General features: G+C 71.8%; 18 protein-coding genes and 1 pseudogene. 5 read left to right on the forward strand and 14 right to left on the reverse strand.

Features of this window, described 5'->3' with window-relative positions; genetic code table 11:
* The first annotated feature begins 77 nt into the window (after window positions 1-77).
* Entirely contained in the window at window positions 78-1,289 is a 1,212-nt protein-coding gene (locus tag ABZ693_RS10890) for a saccharopine dehydrogenase family protein (RefSeq protein WP_359875484.1), read from the forward strand.
* Between the two features lie 350 nt (window positions 1,290-1,639).
* Complete coding sequence (locus tag ABZ693_RS10895; protein ID WP_359875485.1) at window positions 1,640-2,440, forward strand: hypothetical protein; 801 nt, start codon at window positions 1,640-1,642, stop codon at window positions 2,438-2,440.
* Here the strand turns inward: ABZ693_RS10895 and crcB (ABZ693_RS10900) are convergent.
* The 3 genes from crcB (ABZ693_RS10900) to crcB (ABZ693_RS10910) are packed head-to-tail and all read right to left on the reverse strand — an operon-like array spanning window position 2,424 to window position 3,648.
* On the reverse strand, window positions 2,424-2,777 hold the full coding sequence (crcB, locus tag ABZ693_RS10900; RefSeq protein ID WP_359875486.1) for a fluoride efflux transporter CrcB: 354 nt from the start codon (window positions 2,775-2,777) through the stop codon (window positions 2,424-2,426). The genes ABZ693_RS10895 and crcB (ABZ693_RS10900) overlap by 17 nt on opposite strands.
* Entirely contained in the window at window positions 2,774-3,229 is a 456-nt protein-coding gene (locus tag ABZ693_RS10905) for a DUF190 domain-containing protein (protein WP_359875487.1), read from the reverse strand. Before ABZ693_RS10905 ends, crcB (ABZ693_RS10900) begins: the two co-directional genes overlap by 4 nt.
* Window positions 3,226-3,648 (reverse strand): fluoride efflux transporter CrcB, encoded by a 423-nt coding sequence (gene crcB, locus ABZ693_RS10910; RefSeq protein WP_359875488.1) that lies wholly within the window; start codon window positions 3,646-3,648, stop codon window positions 3,226-3,228. Before crcB (ABZ693_RS10910) ends, ABZ693_RS10905 begins: the two co-directional genes overlap by 4 nt.
* Before the next feature lie 684 nt (window positions 3,649-4,332).
* On the opposite strand from crcB (ABZ693_RS10910), the gene ABZ693_RS10915 reads away from it, so the two are divergent.
* Window positions 4,333-5,544 (forward strand): IS701 family transposase, encoded by a 1,212-nt coding sequence (locus tag ABZ693_RS10915; protein ID WP_359875489.1) that lies wholly within the window; start codon window positions 4,333-4,335, stop codon window positions 5,542-5,544.
* Window positions 5,545-5,712: 168 nt separating this feature from the next.
* Here the strand turns inward: ABZ693_RS10915 and ABZ693_RS10920 are convergent, their stop codons facing one another.
* The 4 genes from ABZ693_RS10920 to ABZ693_RS10935 all read right to left on the reverse strand — a co-directional run bounded on the left by ABZ693_RS10920 (window position 5,713) and on the right by ABZ693_RS10935 (window position 10,750).
* On the reverse strand, window positions 5,713-7,803 hold the full coding sequence (locus ABZ693_RS10920; RefSeq protein ID WP_359875490.1) for a helix-turn-helix domain-containing protein: 2,091 nt from the start codon (window positions 7,801-7,803) through the stop codon (window positions 5,713-5,715).
* 224 nt (window positions 7,804-8,027) lie between these two features.
* Window positions 8,028-8,975: an AfsR/SARP family transcriptional regulator gene (locus ABZ693_RS10925; RefSeq protein WP_359875491.1), complete on the reverse strand. Its 948-nt coding sequence runs from the start codon at window positions 8,973-8,975 to the stop codon at window positions 8,028-8,030.
* Between the two features lie 311 nt (window positions 8,976-9,286).
* Window positions 9,287-9,967 (reverse strand): ScbR family autoregulator-binding transcription factor, encoded by a 681-nt coding sequence (locus tag ABZ693_RS10930; protein ID WP_359875493.1) that lies wholly within the window; start codon window positions 9,965-9,967, stop codon window positions 9,287-9,289.
* Between the two features lie 288 nt (window positions 9,968-10,255).
* A complete protein-coding gene (locus tag ABZ693_RS10935) occupies window positions 10,256-10,750 on the reverse strand; it encodes an anthrone oxygenase family protein (RefSeq protein ID WP_359875495.1) in 495 nt (164 codons plus the stop codon).
* Between the two features lie 327 nt (window positions 10,751-11,077).
* Here ABZ693_RS10935 and ABZ693_RS10940 point away from each other — a divergent pair, with 327 nt between their 5' ends.
* On the forward strand, window positions 11,078-11,788 hold the full coding sequence (locus ABZ693_RS10940; protein WP_359875496.1) for a helix-turn-helix transcriptional regulator: 711 nt from the start codon (window positions 11,078-11,080) through the stop codon (window positions 11,786-11,788).
* A gap of 22 nt (window positions 11,789-11,810) precedes the next feature.
* Here ABZ693_RS10940 and ABZ693_RS10945 read toward each other — a convergent pair whose 3' ends face one another.
* The 4 genes and pseudogenes from ABZ693_RS10945 to ABZ693_RS10960 form a co-directional block, all read right to left on the reverse strand.
* Window positions 11,811-12,440, reverse strand: coding sequence for a DUF4291 domain-containing protein (locus ABZ693_RS10945; RefSeq protein WP_359875497.1), 630 nt, complete (start codon window positions 12,438-12,440; stop codon window positions 11,811-11,813).
* A 149-nt stretch (window positions 12,441-12,589) separates the two neighbouring features.
* Window positions 12,590-12,721: pseudogene (locus ABZ693_RS10950) on the reverse strand (DUF397 domain-containing protein); the annotation flags it as partial.
* A 29-nt stretch (window positions 12,722-12,750) separates the two neighbouring features.
* Window positions 12,751-12,963 carry a DUF397 domain-containing protein gene (locus ABZ693_RS10955; protein WP_435842393.1) on the reverse strand — a complete coding sequence of 71 codons (213 nt, stop codon included), beginning with the start codon at window positions 12,961-12,963 and terminating at the stop codon, window positions 12,751-12,753.
* Window positions 12,960-13,802 (reverse strand): helix-turn-helix domain-containing protein, encoded by an 843-nt coding sequence (locus ABZ693_RS10960; RefSeq protein WP_359875499.1) that lies wholly within the window; start codon window positions 13,800-13,802, stop codon window positions 12,960-12,962. Before ABZ693_RS10960 ends, ABZ693_RS10955 begins: the two co-directional genes overlap by 4 nt.
* Window positions 13,803-14,316: 514 nt before the next feature.
* Between ABZ693_RS10960 and ABZ693_RS10965 the strand changes: the two genes are divergently transcribed.
* On the forward strand, window positions 14,317-14,679 hold the full coding sequence (locus ABZ693_RS10965; RefSeq protein ID WP_359875500.1) for an ATP-binding protein: 363 nt from the start codon (window positions 14,317-14,319) through the stop codon (window positions 14,677-14,679).
* Between the two features lie 76 nt (window positions 14,680-14,755).
* Here ABZ693_RS10965 and ABZ693_RS10970 read toward each other — a convergent pair whose 3' ends face one another.
* The 3 genes from ABZ693_RS10970 to ABZ693_RS10980 all read right to left on the reverse strand — a co-directional run bounded on the left by ABZ693_RS10970 (window position 14,756) and on the right by ABZ693_RS10980 (window position 17,108).
* Window positions 14,756-15,175, reverse strand: a complete 420-nt coding sequence (locus ABZ693_RS10970; RefSeq protein ID WP_359875501.1) for a hypothetical protein — start codon at window positions 15,173-15,175, stop codon at window positions 14,756-14,758.
* Between the two features lie 75 nt (window positions 15,176-15,250).
* Window positions 15,251-15,697: a glycine-rich domain-containing protein gene (locus ABZ693_RS10975; RefSeq protein WP_359875502.1), complete on the reverse strand. Its 447-nt coding sequence runs from the start codon at window positions 15,695-15,697 to the stop codon at window positions 15,251-15,253.
* 562 nt (window positions 15,698-16,259) lie between these two features.
* Window positions 16,260-17,108, reverse strand: coding sequence for a helix-turn-helix domain-containing protein (locus ABZ693_RS10980; protein WP_359875503.1), 849 nt, complete (start codon window positions 17,106-17,108; stop codon window positions 16,260-16,262).

Genomic DNA, 17,108 nt, shown 5'->3' on the forward strand with positions numbered 1-17,108 from the left:
CATCTCGCCCGAGAAGACTTTCATGGGCATACCCGGGAACCACTCCGACCAATGCGGATGAAAGGTATGTCTCTGTCATGCGAGTTCTGCTTGTCGGCGCCGGCGGTGTGGGCACCGCCGTCACCCGGATCGCGGCCCGCCGCTCCTTCTTCGAACACATCGTGGTCGCCGACTACGACCTGTCCCGGGCCGAGGCCGCCGTCGCCGCCCTGGGCGACGGGGAGACCCGGTTCAGCGCCGCCCGGATCGACGCGTCCGACCAGGCCGCGGTCACCGCGCTGCTCACCGGCGAGCGCTGCGACGTCCTGCTCAACGCCACCGACCCGCGCTTCGTGATGCCGCTGTTCGAGGCCGCCCTGTCCGCCGGGGCGCACTACCTCGACATGGCGATGTCGCTGTCCCGGCCGCACCCGGACCGTCCGTACGAGGAGTGCGGAGTCAAGCTGGGCGACGCGCAGTTCGAGCGGGCCGGCGCGTGGGAGGAGGCGGGGCGGCTCGCACTCGTCGGCGTCGGCGTGGAGCCCGGCCTGTCCGACGTCTTCGCCCGCTACGCGGCCGAGCGGCTCTTCGACGACATCGAGGAGATCGGCGTCCGCGACGGCGCGAACCTCACCGTCGACGGCTACGACTTCGCGCCCTCCTTCAGCATCTGGACCACCATCGAGGAATGCCTCAACCCGCCGGTGGTCTGGGAGAAGGACCGCGGCTGGTTCACCACGGCCCCGTTCAGCGAGCCCGAGGTCTTCGACTTCCCCGAGGGCATCGGCCCGGTGGAGTGCGTCAACGTCGAGCACGAGGAGGTGCTGCTGATCCCGCGCTGGGTCGACGCCCGGCGGGTCACCTTCAAGTACGGCCTCGGCGACGAGTTCATCGACACCCTCAAGACGCTGCGCAAGCTGGGCCTGGACCGTACGGAGCAGGTGGCCCTCCCCGGCGGGACGCGGGTGTCGCCGCGCGACGTCGTCGCCGCCTGTCTGCCCGACCCGGCCACGCTCGGCGAGCGGATGCACGGCAAGACCTGCGCGGGCACCTGGGTGAAGGGCACGAAGGACGGGGCGCCGCGCGAGGTGTACCTGTACCACGTGGTCGACAACCAGTGGTCGATGCGCGAGTACGGCTCGCAGGCCGTCGTCTGGCAGACCGCCATCAACCCGGTCGTCGCGCTGGAACTGCTGGCCACCGGCGTCTGGACCGGCTCCGGCGTGCGCGGCGCGGAGGCCTTCGACCCGGTCCCGTTCCTGGACCTGCTGACCGCGTACGGCTCCCCGTGGGGTCTGCGCGAGCAGTGACCGCGCGGCCCCTGGGCCGCCCTCTCCCCCGGCGCTACGGTCAACCCGGTGTGACCGGATCGCCCCCGGCTCGTTGCACGCCGTAACCGATCCGGTGGAGAGCGGGGGAGAGCGGAGGCACGACAGTGGGCGACGAACAGGCGGTGCCGGCCCGGACAGTGGCGACTCGGGCGGCCGTGCGTCAGGCGATGGCCGAGGTGGCGGCCGGGACGGATCCGGCACCGAGGGACACGGCTCTGCCGGATACGACTCCGGCGGATACGGCTCTGCCGGATACGGGGCTGTCGGGTACGGGGCTGTCGGGTACGGGGCTGTCGGATACGGCCGCGGCGCGGGCCGTTCCCGGGGCGGTGGATCCGGGGTGGGCGGCCGCACGCCCGCCCACCCTCGCGGACGCCGCCGCCGTCCGGCTCGCCGCGGCCGATCTGGCCGCGGGCCGCGTGGTGGTGCACGGCTTCGCCCACGGATACGCGCTGACCGCCCGCGCCGACCGTGAGGTGATCGCGCGGGCGGGACGGCTCACCGGCCGCCCCGACGGCCGGCCCTGCGCCGTCACCACCGTCCCGTCCGCCATCCGCGGACTCTTCGACTGGTCGCGACTGCCGGCCACTTTGCCGCGGCGGCAGATCTGGGCACTGATCGACGAATTGTACGAGCTGGGCCCGTTCGGCTTCCGGGGTCCGGCCGCGGAGCGGGTGCCCGGCCATCTGACGGCCGAGGCGGACGGAGTGCCGCGCACAGTGCGGGTGATCGCGCCGGGGCGGCACTGCCCGTCGAACGCCTTCCTCACGGCGGCCCTGACCCGGACCGGCGCCGGTCTCCTCTTCGTCACCGCGGCCCACCGCCCGGGCGAACCGCCGTACGGCTGCGGGGAGTCGGCGCGGGCGGGCTTCGGCGGCGAGCCGGACGTCCGGGTCCTGGCGCACGCGGACGACGCGGCGGCCCGGCTCCGGCATCCGTTCCACGCGCCCGCGCCCGTGCCGGTGAGCGTGATCGCGTTCCACCGCGCGGCGGGCCATGGCCGGGCGGATCTGCCCGTCCTGACGCTGGAGCGGGCCGGGTCCCTGTCGGAGGACCACATCCGGTCGCTCGCCGCCCGCAACGGCTTCGCCCTGTCCCCCGCCCCGGGTGCCGTCAGAGCAGGTGGGTGAGTTCCACGCCCAGCCACACCGCGCCGAGCCCGGCGGCGGTACTGCCGGCGACGTTCGCGGCGGCGTAGGCGCGCGCCCCGCCCTCGTACAGCTTCAGCGTCTCGTAGGAGAACGTGGAGTACGTGGTCAGGGCGCCGCACAGGCCCGTGCCGACGAGTATCCCGACGCTGGTCGAGGCCACACCGGTGAGCAGGCCGAGGATGAAGGAGCCGGTGACGTTGACGAGGAAGGTGCCCCACGGGAAGACGGAGTCGTGGCGGGACTGCACGGCACGGTCGGTGAGGTAGCGCAGGGGCGCGCCGACGACGGCACCCGCGACGACGAGCAGCCAGTTCACGCGGGCGGCTCCCCCGCGGGACCGGCGCCCGGCTCGGGCGGCGCGCCGGCCGCCCGGCCGTCCCCGTCCCCGTCCCCATTCCCGTCCCCGTCCCCGTCCCGTACGACCTCACAGGCGTCGAGCAGCACGAGGCCGTCCGTCACCAGCTCCTCGATGCCCGGCAGGAAGGCGCGGATCCGCTCCTCGGTGTCCACCACGAGGACGGACACGGGCAGGTCCTGGCCGAGCGAGAGCAGCCGGGCGGTGTGCACGTGCGAGGAGGCGCCGAAGCCCTCGATGCCGCGGAAGACGGAGGCGCCGGCCAGCCCGGCGGCGTGCGCGCGGTGGACGATCTCGGTGTAGAGCGGCCGGTGGTGCCAGGTGGCGTTCTCACTGACCAGCACGGTCAGGCGCAGCGCCCGGCCGGCCGGCACGCGCGGGGAGTGGGAAGAGTGCGGGGGGTGCGGGGTCATCCCTGCCTCCTTGCCGGTACGGCCCGGACGGCGGCCCGGGTCGCCGCGACGGCCGTGGCCACGGCGGCGAGCGCGGTGACGGTGGTCCCGGCCATGTAGAGCAGACCGCGCGGGAGATCGCCGCGGGCGAGCAGCCGCTGGAGGTCGAGCGCGTACGTGGAGAAGGTGGTGAAGCCGCCGCAGACGCCCGTGCCCAGGAAGGGGCGGAGCAGCGGGTGCGGCGGGGTGAGGGTCTCGGTGGCGAGGACCATGATCACGCCGAGGGCGGCACAGCCGACCGCGTTGACGGCGAAGATCGTCCAGGGGAACGCGCCGGGCGGGGTCGGCCAGGCCAGCGTCGCGGCGTAGCGGGCCACGGCGCCGAGCACGCCGCCCACGGCGACCACCCCGACGACCGGCAGCTGCGCGCGGAATCCCATGCGTCCAGGCTATCCGCGCCCCGGACGCCCGTACGAACCGAGGGCCGGAACGCGCACCAGGGCCGCGACGGGGCAAGGGAACCGGGAGGCGGGGCGTGGTGTGCGGTGGTGCCGGGTCGGAACGTGCGGGGCGTACGGTCACGGCCGTACGGAATGCGCGGCCGTACGGATTTCGTGGTCGTACGAATTCCGTGGTCGCGATTCGTGGCCGTGCGCGTCACGCGGGCGTACGCGTCGCGCCCACAAGGCGCACAGGCGGACCCCGGCCTGGGGCATTAACCGGAGTCCGGCCCGTGCAGCCTCGTCCTGATGGTCCGGGCACGGCGTGTGACCGTCAAAGTCCGCGCGGTGAGTCTGTCACCTCCCGGACACGGCGTTTCTCGGAGGCACGTGTCAGGGGCTCATGCCGCGCTCCCGCAGGACTCAGGCGGGACTCAGGCTGGACTCGAGCGGGACTCGAGCGGGGCTCACGCGGCCTTCCCGGAGGGTGTGGCGAGGGCCGGAACGGGGTCGCCGAGGGTCCGCTATAAGATGGTTTCGCATTCCCCCCGGGGGTATAGGGGTGGTCCGGCCACCATCTGGGCGCCCAGACCGGTGCCGAGTCCACCTCGTGCCCGCCGCCCCGAACCGGAAGGGTGGAGGGGCAGCTGGAGGGAGCTGCGAAATCCGTAGGTCAGGAGTGCCGTGAGTACATCCGTCACCACCAGATTCAGAAGCGTCGCGCCCCCACGGGGCCCAGTCGGCGACGATCTGTACGGCGAGCTCTGCGCCGTGCTCTTCTCCGCCTTCCCACGCCGCGACCAGCGGCTGAAGGCCGAACAGTACCTGCGCGGTCTGCTGACCGCGCAGGGCCGCAAATCCATCCGCAACATCGCGGCGCAGATCGGCGGCCCGGCCGCCGAACAGAGCCTGCACCACTTCATCTCCAGTTCCACCTGGGACTGGCAGCCGATGCGGGCCGAACTCGCCCGCTTCCTGCAACGTCAGGGCACCCCGCAGGCCTGGGTGGTCCGGCCGATGCCGATACCGAAGGCCGGCCAGCACTCGGTCGGCGTGGACCGGCGGTTCGACCCGGAGCAGGGGCAGGTCTTCCGCGGGCAGCAGGCGTTCGGGGTGTGGTTCGCCGCGGACGAGACCAGCGTCCCCGTCCACTGGCGGCTCTTCCTGCCCGACCCCTGGGTGAAGGACCGCAACCGCGCGGACCGGGCCGAGGTGCCGGAGGGCGCGACCGAGGAGACGCTGGAGGAGTGCGCGGTCAACGCGGCGCTCGACATGGCCCGTTGGCCGGAGATCGCGCGCAAGCCGGTGCTGCTCGACATCCGGGGCGGCGCGGGACGGGCCGCGCTGCACCGGCTCGGGCTCGCGGGCGTGCCCGTGGTCGCCCGGATCAGCCCGAACAGCCGGCTGACCGTCGCCGACCGCTCGCTGCCGGGCTTCGGCGCCGGTCCGCTGACCGCGCTCCAGATCCTCGAAGCGCTCAAGGGGCTGCGCCGGCCGGTCAGTTGGATCGACTCGGTGGCCGGGGCCCGTACGTCCCGGACCTCGCTGGCCACCGCCGTACGGGTCACGCTGCCCGTACCGCCGGGCGAACGGCAGCGGCCGCTGCTCCTGCTCGGCGAATGGGACGACCCGCGGCGCGCGCCGGTCCGGCTGTGGATCACGGACCTGACCGGCTCGGCGGTCGGCCCGCTGCTGCGGCTCACCAAGCTGTCGCGGCGGGTGGAACGGGACCTGCGCCAGGTCGGCGAGGGCGCCGGGCTGCGGGACTTCGTCGGACGGTCGTTCCGCGGCTGGCACCGGCACATCACGCTGGCCTCGGCGGCGCACGCGGTGACCGTCCTCGGCGCCGACCGGATCGCCCCGTACTGCGAGATCCAGGCCCGCTCGGCGGGCTGACCCACCCACCGTCCGGGGATACGGACGGAGCACGAACACGGGCGGGACCCGCTGTAGGGAGCGGGTCCCAGGGGCTCGGAGGCCGACTGGGGCTTCCGGGCCTTGTTCATGTGCGGGCCTTGTTCATGTGGGCGGTGCGGCGTGGGGCGGCACGGCGTGGTGCGGGGGTCAGCCGCCCAGGGCCGGGCCGGTGCGGTCGACGGCGGAGGCGGCGGGGCGGGGCTCGGTGACGGTGACACGGCGGCGGGCGAGGACGTCGCGGGTGCGCTGGAGCCGCAGCGCGAGCTGGACTTCGAGCACCTGGCCGGGCCTCTGCCATTCCGTGCCGAGGAGTTCGCCGATGCGTTCGAGGCGGCGCGAGACGGTGTTCGGATGGACGTGCAGCGCCTCGGCGGCGTTGGTGGGGCTGCCGCCGGAGGCGAAGTACGCCTCCAGGGTGCGGATGAGGTCGGTGAACCGTTCGGCGTCGTACTCCAGGACCGGCCCGATCGCCGACTGGATGAAGCCGTCCACGTCGTGGTCGTCCGAGAGCAGCAGCCCCAGGAACCCCAGGTCGTCCACCGAGGCCGCCGTGCCCGCCCCGCCCAGCGCGCTCATCGCGTCCAGGCAGCGCAGGGCCTCCTGGTAGAGCCGGGACACGCTGTCCGCGCTCCAGCCGGGCCCGGCCGCGCCCACCGACACCGGGTGGCCGAGCAGCGGGCCCAGTTCGGCGGAGACGGCCTTGGCGGCGGCCGAGGCGTCGGTGCCGGGCAGCAACAGGACGACGCTGCCGCCCTGCACGGTCTTCAGGCCGGACATCCGGTACGCGTACGAGGACGCCCACACGACGGCACGGCCCGGCTCGCCGCCCTCGGCGCGGGCGACCACGACCACGTGCGGCCGGCGCAGGTCGAGGCCGAGGCGGCGGGCGCGCTGGGTGATCTGCTGCGGAGCGTGGCGCGGCTCGGTGAGCAGGTCGTCGAGGAGCTCGTCGCGGACGGGGCCCTCGGCGACGGCGGTGGAGCGCTGCATGAGGAGCAGCAACGCGACGGACTGGGCGGCGAGTTCGAGGAGCCGCTCGTCCTCGCCGGTGAGCGGGACGGCGGCGCGGACGACGAGGACGCCCAGGTCCTCGGAACCGGCGATGACCGGGGCGACCCAGGTGCGGTGCCGGGCCGCCACGCCCTCGTCGCCTTCATGGGCGTGGTGGGCGTCGAGTCCGGCCGCGGTGTCCGCGCGGACGGGGCGGCGGCCGGCGTGGGCGTCGAGCGCGGCCTTGGCCACCGCCGCCTCGTCCAGCCCCTCGAACTCCCCGGTGGACGCGAGGACGCGGCCGCCGGGGTCGCGGATCACGACACAGGCGTCGAGCGCGTCCCCGGCGGCCTCGGCCACATGGCGCAGATCACCGCCGGCCAGGATCAGGTTCATGATCCGGCCGTGCGCCTCACCGGTGTACCGCATACGGGTCAGCGCCGTGCGGGCGCGCGAGCTGTCCTGTTCGAGTTCGGCGACCTCGGCCCGGGTCCGGTCGAGCAGTCCGGCCCGCCCGGCGGCGACCGCCGCCAGATCGGCGAGCGAGGCGACCAGGGCGACCTCGCCGGAGGTGTAGCGGCGGGCCCGGCGGTCGACCCCGTACAGCACGCCCGCGACCACGCCGCCGACGCGCAGCGGTACGGCGAGGACGGCCCGCAGGCCCTCGTTCCGGACGAACGCGTCGAGGCCGGCCGTGTGGGCGAACCGCCGGTCCTGGAGGTAGTCCTCCGTCCAGACGGGTTCGCCCCGCGCGTGCACGAGGGCGCCCAGTCCGTCCTCGTCGAGGGCGGTGGCGCAGCCGGCCTGGTCCAGTGGGGTGAGCACGCCCTCGGAGGCGTGCACGACCCGGACCTCCTGGGCGGTGCCGTAGGACAGGGCGAGACAGACCAGATCGAGGTCGAGCAGCCGTTTGGCCCGGCGGACGACGGTCCGCAGCAGGTCTTCGAGGCCGTACGACAGGGTCAGGTCGCGCGCGGTGTCGGCGAGGGCGTCGAGGCCGGCCTCGCAGCGCTCGCGGCGGGCGAGGGCGTGGCCGACGCCGGTCGCGAGGTGGACCGCCCGGGTCAGCTCGGCCAGTTCGGCGCCCTCGACGCCGGACTGCCGTGCCTGGTCGACGAGTTCGGCGAACCGCTCGGGTGGCTCCTGCCGGGACAACAGCTCCAGCACGGCGAGCGCGCCGGCGCCGCCGCTTCCGGCCGCACCGCGGCGCTCCTCGCCCGCGTGCCCTTCCGTGTCGTGCTGGGTCATGCCTCAACTCCCGCTGCCAAGCGGAGGGATGCCGCAGGGGAGGCCCCGCAGACCCGTACCGCTGACCGATTTCCGTGTCCGTCGTGGATGACGGTCAACGGCGGCACGGATCTCTTCATTCCCGACCGTTGCGCTCGCGCACGGTCATCTGCTAGTGCTGCGCTATTTTTTGATGTCACGTCGGCTCGTTGTTCCGGCGGCGGGCCCGGGGGTGGGCGGGCGGCTCAGACCGTCGCGCCGGCGGCGCTCGGGACCGACAGGGGGGCCGGAATCGACGACAACGGGTGCGGAGGCACCGGGTTCGGCGACCCCGCGTTCGACACCCCCGGGTTCAGCGACACCGCGGGACGCGTGGGCCGGAGGGCGCGCGGCTGAGCGGGCACCCGGCGCGGGGGCGCGTGCCGGGCGGCGAGCAGCAGGTCGCGCAGCCGGCGCAGCCGCGCCGAGGGCTCCCGGCCGCCGTCGCGCCGGAGCAGCGCGCACAGCCGGCGGTGGACCTCCAGGGCGTCCTCGACGCGGCCGGAGCGCAGCAGGGCGACGATGAACTGGGCGTTCAACGGCTCGTCCAGCGGATGCCGGGCGGCGTGCAGGGCGAGTTCGGGGATCAGCTCGGCGTGCCGGCCGAGTCCCAGGTGCGCCTCGGCCCACTGGTCGAGGACGCTGAGCCGGGAGGCGCCGAGACGCTCGGCCTCGGCGCGCAGCCGCGGCCCGGCGGCGACTCCCGCGTACGGTTCGCCGCGCCAGAGCGCGAGGGCCTGGCCGAGCCGCAGCGTGGCGCGGGTCAGGTCGCCGGCCTCCATCGCGCGGTATCCGGCCCCGGCCGCGCGCTCGAACTGCCAGACGTCGTGGGAGCCCCGGCCGGTGTCGAGCCGGTAGCCGCCGGGCTCGGCGGCGAGAATGGTCTCGACGGTGCGCCCGTCTCCGGCGCCCCGGCCCTGCGGCAGCGCGGCGGTGATCAGGAAGCGCAACTCGCCTATATACGCCTTGAGTTCGTGGCGCGCGCGGCGCGGCGCACCGGCCGGCCAGAGTTCTTCCATGAGCACGGACGCCGGGACGATCTGACCGGCGAAGGTGGCCAGCAGGGCGAGGATCTGCCGGGGCACGGCGGCTGCCGGGGTGACCGACGCCCCGTTCTCCCGTACGGAGAGTCCCCCCAGAATCCGGACGTCCACCCTTGCCCCCCTCAGCTCATTCGTCTGCGCAACGGGATGCCCCGGTCGATTAGAAAAGAGACCGTCCGGCATGTCAATAAGAAACCGCAGAGTACGGAATCGGCACCTCCCCGTCGGATGCCGTTGCCCCCTTTGGGGGTTTTGTTGTCATCAACGAGGCTTCCGGACAAGGGAAAACGTACTCGCGGATCGCTCGACTCGCCCCACGGGTATGGTTTTCGGTCCGTTTTCGATCCGCCTTCGATACGTCGCCGATCCGTCGCCAATCCATCGTCGGAACCGACGAGGATACGGCCGCCGGGCGGCCCGGCTCAGCGGAAACCGGCACCGGGGCCCGGCGTCCCGGGTACTTCCGTCTCCTCGACGCCCAGGGCCCGGGCACCCCGGCCGGGCTCCAGATCGAGGGCGGTCAGGACGGCGGGGACGACGACGCTGGGCAGTACGTGGCGATAGAGCGCGGAGGCCCAGCGCTCCATGGACGACCGGTGGCCCTCCAGCGCGTGCGTCATCAGATTGAGCCCGGCGTAGGCGCCGACGAACAGCCCGGCCAGCTCCTCCGGGTCGGCGTGCGGCAGGAGTTCACCGCTCTCCTTGGCCGCGCGCAGCAGCCGCCGGTTGATGTCGGTCCACTCGCGGTACGGGCCGCTGCGGTCGAGCTCGTGCCCGCCCTGGTCGAGAGTGAGCCGCACGCTGCCGCTCAGCACCGGGTCGCGGGTCAGCCGGTGCACGAACACCATGCCGGTGTCCACGAACTCCTGCACCTTGGAGGGCTGCGGCGGCGCCGGGGGCACGACCGACACCTGCGCTTCGAGGACGGCGTGCGCGAGGTCTTCCTTGGAGTCGAAGTGGAAGTACAGCGCGCCTTTGGTCACATGGGCGAGCGCGAGGATGTCGGACAGCTTCGCCGCCTCGTAGCCTCGCTCGTCGAAGACGACGGCCGCCGCCTCCAGGATCGCCTTGCGGGTCCGGATCGCACGGTCCTGCTTCGCCACTGGGAGTCACGTCCCTCTCATCGCGCGAACCGGCATTCCGCGGCCCGGGAAAACAAACCTCCGGGTACCCATTTTCCGGCAGCTGGAAGATACCCGAAGCACTGTGCGCCGGGAACCCGCGACCGGGACATCCACCCGTCGCACCGCCCTGACCACGACTTTTGACGGTGCGACAGCTTTCCAGAACGTCAGGTCCACGATGCGGAGCGCTCCTGACCGCCCGCCGCGGTCACGCTGCGCGACGGGAAAACCGACGCGTCGGCCGCGTACCGGCCGCACCGGACGTGGTCACGCGGACGCCGGGCCGGCCGGATCGGCCAGGACCGCCGAGGCGGCCAGCAGGACGAAGGAGGCGAGGATCAGCAGGGTGCGCAGGAGGTGGAAGCGGTTCCAGCGCGCCTCGAAGGCGGCCCGCACGGTGGCGGCGGGCGTGCCCTCGGCCTCGGGCGCGGCGAGGGCGGCGTTGAGCGGGATGTTGCCGGCGACGGTGACGAGATGGTTGGCCAGAGCGGCCACGAGCCCGGCCACGACCAGCCACTTCCGGGTGTCGCTCCGCCCGTCGACGGGCACGAACAGGGCCGCCGCCGGGAGCACCGCCACGCCGAGGAAGACCAGCAGGAACACCGGCTTCGGCACGTACTCGTTGATCCGTCGCATGACGGTCACGAACTCCTCGTCGGTGAGCCGGGCGAGCGCGGGCATGATCCCCGTACGGAAGATCAGCAGGAACCCGGCGTACAGACCGGTGGACACGACGGCGAGGAAGAGCAACAGGGCGGCCATGGGCCCATGATGCCGATCATGGGGCCGCCGGGGCAGAGGGAAGAGCCCGGGAAATCCGGGCCGACGGCGGGGTCGGGAAGGGGTCGGGACGGGGACGGGAAGGGGCCGGGACGGGGACGGGACGGGGACGGGACGGGGAGGGGACGGGGAGGGACCGTCGGCCAGGAAAGAGGGCAACGGAGGGACACGGAGGGGTCAAAGCGGAAATGGCGGCGAGGGCACGCCGGTGTGGCAGGGACTCGCCATCCTTTTCAACAGGGGTTGTCACCGTGTGAAGTCGCGTGCGTACATGGAGTGGCACAGCCAGGAGGGCGGGGGTGGTCGACGGTGACGGATACCGCGGGCTCCGTGACGCTCGCCCGGTCGGCGATGGGCCGGGGCGGCCCCGAGCCCCAGCGCCCGCCCGGACGCCCGGTCCGCGGCACCCGCCGGGTCAGCGCCGCGCTGGCGGGCCTGGCCGCCTCGGTCCGGCAGGAGTTGCTGACCTTCGACGACCCGGTCGCCTCCATGACCCGCGAGATCCCCGAGCCGTTCCTGGAGCTGGCGGGAGCGTGCATGCGCGCGGCGGTGGAGCGGGCCGCGGAGGTCCGCCGTATCGTCCCGCGTCACGCCGTTCCCCATGTGGCGGGCGCGGCACGGGTCCCGGGCCGGGCTCGGGTCACCGACGCCATCCCGTTCAAGATGATCGTCGTCGACCGCGCCATCGCGGCCGTCCCGCTGGATCTGGAGATCCTCTACAACGGTCTGCTGCTCATCCGCGACCCCGTCGTGGTCCAGGCCCTGGTCCGCGCCCACCACACCTCCTGGGACACGGGCCGGGAACTCGCGGGGCTCGCCCCGCCGTCCCGCGACCTCCCCGCGCAGCTCCGCCCGGTCCTCGAAGCCCTGCTCGCCGGCCTCACCGACGAGACCGCCGCGGCCCGGCTCGGCATGTCCCCGCGGACGTACAGCCGTCGCGTCGGCGAACTGATGGCGGCCCTCGGCACGACCAGCCGCTTCCGCGCGGGCGCGGAGGCCGCCCGGCGGGGATGGGTCTGAGGAGCCGGTCCGCCGGGCGCCGCTACCCGAGGGCGATCCGGTCCAGGAGACCGCCCTCCGCCGGGTAGGGCCGCTCCTCGGGCAGCAGCCGCGCGGCCTCGTCGGTACGGCCGTCCCGGACGAGGGCGTGGATCTCGTGCGCGAGCGGTGTCACGTCGCGGATCGCGACCGTCCACTCGTCCGCGTACCGGCGCGCGGCCTCACCGCTCAGACCGAGCTGGAGCGAGCGGTGCGCGAGCGGCCGGAGGTGCAGATCCCGCTCGGGATCCCACTGCACCCGAGCCGGCGACCGCCGCAGCTCCCGCTTCCAGGCGTCGCGGTCCGGGTGCAGACCCCTCACGTAGTGCGACAGGCAGGCGTTCCGCAGCGCCCAGTCGAAACCCTCCCGGGTGATCTCGACGGCGAGCACGGTCTCCTGCCCCTCCTTCAGGCCCCAGCCGCAGCGGTAGGCCATCCACAGGAACGACGGCTTGATCCACGTCATCCGGTCCCGCTTCCACGCCTCCGGAAACCGCCCGTCCCGAGCCGCCGCCAGCCCGATCTCCGGCCGATACGCCTGATGGACGGTCACCGTGGTGCCGGTGTGAACGGCGCGGATCTGATGCTTCGGGGCGGAGACCGGGGGCGCGGGCTCGGGCATGGGTACGTACATGACCCCAAGGGTGCGTCGGGACGCACTCCGGGGGCCAGTCGATTTCGCCTACGGGCAATCAGCGCACCGCGCGAACCCGGTCAACGCGCACTCTGGTCCTTCAGCCCTCCGACGAACAGCTCCCAGGCGTTCGCCCCGAAGGCCAGTCAAGGCCCTGCGGGCCGCTTGCTGTCCCGCACGGGCACGACGCCCGGCAGATGATCCGCGACCTCGACACACTGTCCGTTACCGCTGCTGTAACTGCTGCTGCGCCACACCGGCGCGACAGATTCATGCCGCATGCCCCACACCGACCTCTCCGGTAGCTCTCTCAAGAACCGTTGCGGGCATGGAGCCCGGCCGTGAAGCATGCCCAGACGTCGGCCGCGAAATGCAGCGCCGGCCCGCAGGGCCTCTTGCTGTCACGCACGACGGCCGCACCCTCAAGGCGACCGGCTTCGACGCAGTTGCTGTTGGCTCCGCTGCGGCTCGACTTACGCCATGCAACGGAGAGAGTCGATGCGTCCGGGGTGATCACGTTCACGATCCTGCCTCTTTCTTCTTGTCCTCGATGAAGGTCAGCGACTGATCGAACGAGAGGGCCGAGGCAGTGAGCCGCTCGAATGCCTCCGTGTAGCCGTCCACATCGGCGGATTCCTCGATGTAGAGGCTGCTGTTCAAGTGTTCCAGCAGTACGACGTCCAGTCCTGGCAGCCCGAAGCCCAAAATGGCAAAGCTGCCGGCCGCGCCAGGGTGCAACGCGGCATCGGCAGGGAGTACCTGGATCGTCACCTGCGGGTACTCCGCCACGTCGAGCAAGCGCTGCAACTGGTCCCGCATGACACCTGTGCCTGGCGCACGGGCAGTGAGGGCGGCCTCGTGGATGATCGCGCGCAGCTTCAAGGGGGTGGGGCGCGTCAGAACGGACTGGCGAGCCATGCGAACTTCGACCAGCCGCGAGACTTCCTCCGGGGTCCTGGTCATGCCCACAGCACCGATGGCGGCGCGGGCATAGGCCGCCGTCTGCAACAGGCCAGGAACCAGAAGAGTCTCGTAGTTGCTGACCGAAGCGGCGTCGCCTTCCAAGCTGATCAGGTCGGCGTACACCGGAGTGATGTCGTAGGTCTGCCACCAGCCCCGCTTCCCACCGTTCTTCGCGAGCGACAGCAGGAACTCCGAGTGGGCCTCATCGGCCCCGAACAGGCCCAAGAGCAGCTCGACATCAGCCGGCCGCGCCCCTCGCGTCGCGCTCTCCAGCCGCGAGAGCTTCGAGGCACTGAGGCCGGTACGCGCTTCTACATCCTCAAGAGTGAGTCCGGCCTGATCCCGAAGTCGGCGCAGCTCCATCCCAAGTCTGCGGCGCCGCACGGTGGGTGGTGCCATGTCCGCGTACCCCCTCTGGCCCGCCGACCACTTCAGATGCCCTGGGTCCCGATGCGGGCACCATGCTCGCACAGATGGCCCGCACCCCATTCGATCGAGTTGGCAAATATGCCAACTCAGTGATTCCGCTTGCCATCACATTGGCATGTGGCCACTCTGATTCTGGATCGCAATCCGCCCCGGCTGTGTGCGATCTACCGCACAAAAACGAAGACCCCCGCGACCGTTGCACCGGTCCGGGGGCGTGGCCAACGCTTTCGAGGAGCGTCAACATGAGCAACCCTATCGTCCACCTCATCGGACTACTCGTGGGGCGGCTGTGGCCTCGCAGGGGTGCCGTCAGCCTCGCGCCGACGGCACCCGTCGGGCCCCCAGGCGCCGGCCTTCGCCCCACCGATCTCCTCCCCCGCGTGATCCGCAGTGTGGAGGTGGCCTGGTGACCCCGTCCTCCGCGGCTTCCTGCGGGAGCGACCCGATCGTCCTGAGGTGGACGCAGGGATCCAAGAGCGTCCCCATGGCCCGGCGTGAACTGCGCAAGACGTTGGCCGACTGGGGGCTCGTCGACATCGAGGACGCCGCGTCGCTCGTACTCTCCGAACTCCTGACCAACGCCGTCCGGCACGCACGCGTGCCAGGGCGGGAGATCGAGACTCGTTTCTTCCCCCTCCTCAACGGGCTCCGGATCGAGGTCCACGACTCCTCCGAGCAGCGGCCCTTGATGGCCATGCCGGAAACCGGAACCGTCGGCGGGTGGGGGCTTCCGCTGGTGGACACGCTCTCGGAGAACTGGGGCGTATCGGACCGTCAGGGTCCGGGCAAACTCGTCTGGGCCCACTTGATCAGCGATCCAGTGGACGGCATTCCCCGACATCTCTGAGCACGCCCGACAGCCCCGGCTTCCCGTCTCCTTCCTCCCGACGGTCGGCCGGGGCTTCTTCCAGCGAAGCCGCGCCTCAAACCGTGGGGCGGGGTGCCACCATGGCGGGCGTGGTGCCCTCGACGGTCAGGTTCCCGGTCCACAGCTCGTACCGGTTGCAGTAGGCAGCGCCACCGAAGTCGACGCGCCGCCCTCCGGGCTCCAGCTTCCAGCCCGCCTCGTCCCAGCGGGCGAGGAGGGCGCCGCAGATGAAGGCCCGATGGGCCTGCAGCATGATCCATTTGCCCTTGTCGGTCTCGGTGGCGGTCTCCTTGTTCAGGTCGGCCGCCAGCCGCCACAGCATGGACCAGTCCGCGCCCGGCGTCAGGGGGCCGACGACACCGACCTCCCCCAGCTTCCGTTCGTTCCAGTGGTGCGTGGCGTAGCCGAAGACGACTCCGAGCATGTGGAAGACGCAGGTGCGAGTGCGGCCTTCCGCGCCGCTGACGTGGTGCATATCGTCTACTCCGGTAACAGCGCGGCCCGGACGTCTTGTCCACGTCCGGGCCGTACCTCGTTCAAGTGAAGCAGGTCAGCAGCACGGGCCGTCGGAGCAGCACGTGGGCTCGTTGCAGTCCGCCGCGATGCCCCACAGGGACTTGTCGACCGCGAACCCGGCGGCGGTGATCGCGTCGGTGACGTCGTACATCAGGCCCCTCGTGCGGGTCTTGGAGTTCGGCGCGTGGTGCAGATAGCGGCCGAAGTGCTGCTCGCACCAGGCGGCGTACTCCTGGGTGTGCAGCATGAACGTGTGCCAGGCGGGATCCACGGCCCTACTGGGCGCCATGATGTGTTCCCGCTCGGTGGTACCGGCCACGTAGAGGAACGCCAGAGCCTCGTCCATGATCCGCGCGGCCATGCCGGCATCGAGGCTGTACTCGTCGGCGCAGAACGTCGTGAGTCTGTCGAACAGTTCGGGGGACACCAGGTCCCGGCCCTGCCGCAGAGCGGCGACCGGCCTCTCAGGTGCAACCGTCATCGGAAGTTCCTTCCATGAGGGTGATCGGCACGTGCAGCCGCCCCACCGCGCCGGCAGGCATCGGTCACAAGAGGGGCGGGGCTTGGGGAAGCGGGGTCGTGCCCTCGCTCGATGGGTTGGCGTAGCCGCACCAGGTGCAGGCGTAGCGGCCGTTCACGCCGAGGACTCTGTGACCGCATTGGCCGCAGCGGTGTGCGGTGATCGCGCTTGCAGGCGGCTGACCGTGTTCGGGGGTGCCAGCCACTCCCTACCACCGTTCTCAGGGATCAGAAATGCCATGCTCTGGGGGCGTCGTTCCGAGGGCATGACGGCCGGGTCCTCGAAGTCGCGGACCACATCGCGGAGGATGCCCACGCGTCCGTGTGCGTCCTGGACGAGATTCCCGATGTCCTTCGCGGTGATCACGACGACTGGTGGCACCCGTCCCCCACTGGCTCGTATGGGCCGCGTTCCTGCTCGCTGTCCGCCGCCATGGCGCACCCTCCGCTGTCGTTCGTCGATGGAACGACGTTAGGAAGTCGGCTGGTTGGCAGTCCACGGTGTTGCATGCGGTTGCACGCATTCACCCGATCGCGGCAAGAGCCTTCCCGATCAGGTCGCGGGCCGGTGCTCCATGTACGGCCAGCTGCGACAACTGCGAGAACGCCCGGAGATACGTCTCGATCTCCCCGGGAGTGGTCACGTTGATTTCTGCCGTCAACGTCTCCACGGCTACCTGTTGATCGTCAAACGCGTAGAAAGCCTCCAGCGGCCACACCGTCCGGCGGGCTCGTGCGGGGATGATCCCGAGCGACACGTTCGGCCTCCCCATGGCAGTGAGCAAGTACTCAAGCTGCTCGGCCATGGCTGCTTCGTCACTGACCAGGTAGTAAAGAACCGTCTCCTCGATGATCAACGCGAACCGGTGATCGCCCTCACTCAGGACTCGCGATCGCCGTTGACGGGCGGCCACCGCCTCAGCCACGTCATCCGGAGTACCTTGAAACGTGGTGATGGCTTTGAGGAGCCCCGTTGTGTATCCGGCGGTCTGGAGCATGCCAGGCACGACGTTCGAGGCGTAGACGCGAAACGAGCGGGTCCGCTGGTAGAGCGGTGTCGTCTGTTCGTGGACGCGGCGCATGCCGTCGCGGTGAAGCTGGCGCCACTCCATATACATGGACTCGGCGTTTCGAGACGCGGCGATGATGTCAGCCGCGTACTCGTCGGCTCCGCAGGCCGCACACCATGCCCGGATGTCCGAGTCCGAGGGTGGGGTGAGGCCCCGCGCAACGCGAGACGACTTCGACTTGTGCCAACCGCACCGAGCGGCCAGCTCGTGCCCTGAGAGACCGGCGTCCTTCATGAGCCCTTGCAGGCGGGCGGCCACGGCTGCCCGCGCTGCTTGGGCGCTGGAAAGCGGGGAGGAAGGCAT

Origin of the sequence: Streptomyces laurentii, from assembly GCF_040635425.1 — a bacterium.
Classification (GTDB): domain Bacteria; phylum Actinomycetota; class Actinomycetes; order Streptomycetales; family Streptomycetaceae; genus Streptomyces; species Streptomyces laurentii.

Bases quoted from the DNA above. Each gene is read 5' to 3' on its own strand.
- ABZ693_RS10935 (WP_359875495.1), bottom strand. From the start codon at position 10,750: ATGGCCGCCCTGTTGCTCTTCCTCGCCGTCGTGTCCACCGGTCTGTAC.
- ABZ693_RS10945 (WP_359875497.1), bottom strand. From the start codon at position 12,440: ATGTACGTACCCATGCCCGAGCCCGCGCCCCCGGTCTCCGCCCCGAAG.
- ABZ693_RS10975 (WP_359875502.1), bottom strand. From the start codon at position 15,697: ATGACGGTTGCACCTGAGAGGCCGGTCGCCGCTCTGCGGCAGGGCCGG.
- ABZ693_RS10965 (WP_359875500.1), top strand. From the start codon at position 14,317: ATGGCCCGGCGTGAACTGCGCAAGACGTTGGCCGACTGGGGGCTCGTC.
- ABZ693_RS10890 (WP_359875484.1), top strand. From the start codon at position 78: ATGCGAGTTCTGCTTGTCGGCGCCGGCGGTGTGGGCACCGCCGTCACC.
- ABZ693_RS10980 (WP_359875503.1), bottom strand. From the start codon at position 17,108: ATGCCTTCCTCCCCGCTTTCCAGCGCCCAAGCAGCGCGGGCAGCCGTG.
- ABZ693_RS10970 (WP_359875501.1), bottom strand. From the start codon at position 15,175: ATGCACCACGTCAGCGGCGCGGAAGGCCGCACTCGCACCTGCGTCTTC.
- ABZ693_RS10920 (WP_359875490.1), bottom strand. From the start codon at position 7,803: ATGACCCAGCACGACACGGAAGGGCACGCGGGCGAGGAGCGCCGCGGT.
- crcB (WP_359875488.1), bottom strand. From the start codon at position 3,648: ATGGGATTCCGCGCGCAGCTGCCGGTCGTCGGGGTGGTCGCCGTGGGC.
- ABZ693_RS10905 (WP_359875487.1), bottom strand. From the start codon at position 3,229: ATGACCCCGCACCCCCCGCACTCTTCCCACTCCCCGCGCGTGCCGGCC.
- ABZ693_RS10960 (WP_359875499.1), bottom strand. From the start codon at position 13,802: ATGGCACCACCCACCGTGCGGCGCCGCAGACTTGGGATGGAGCTGCGC.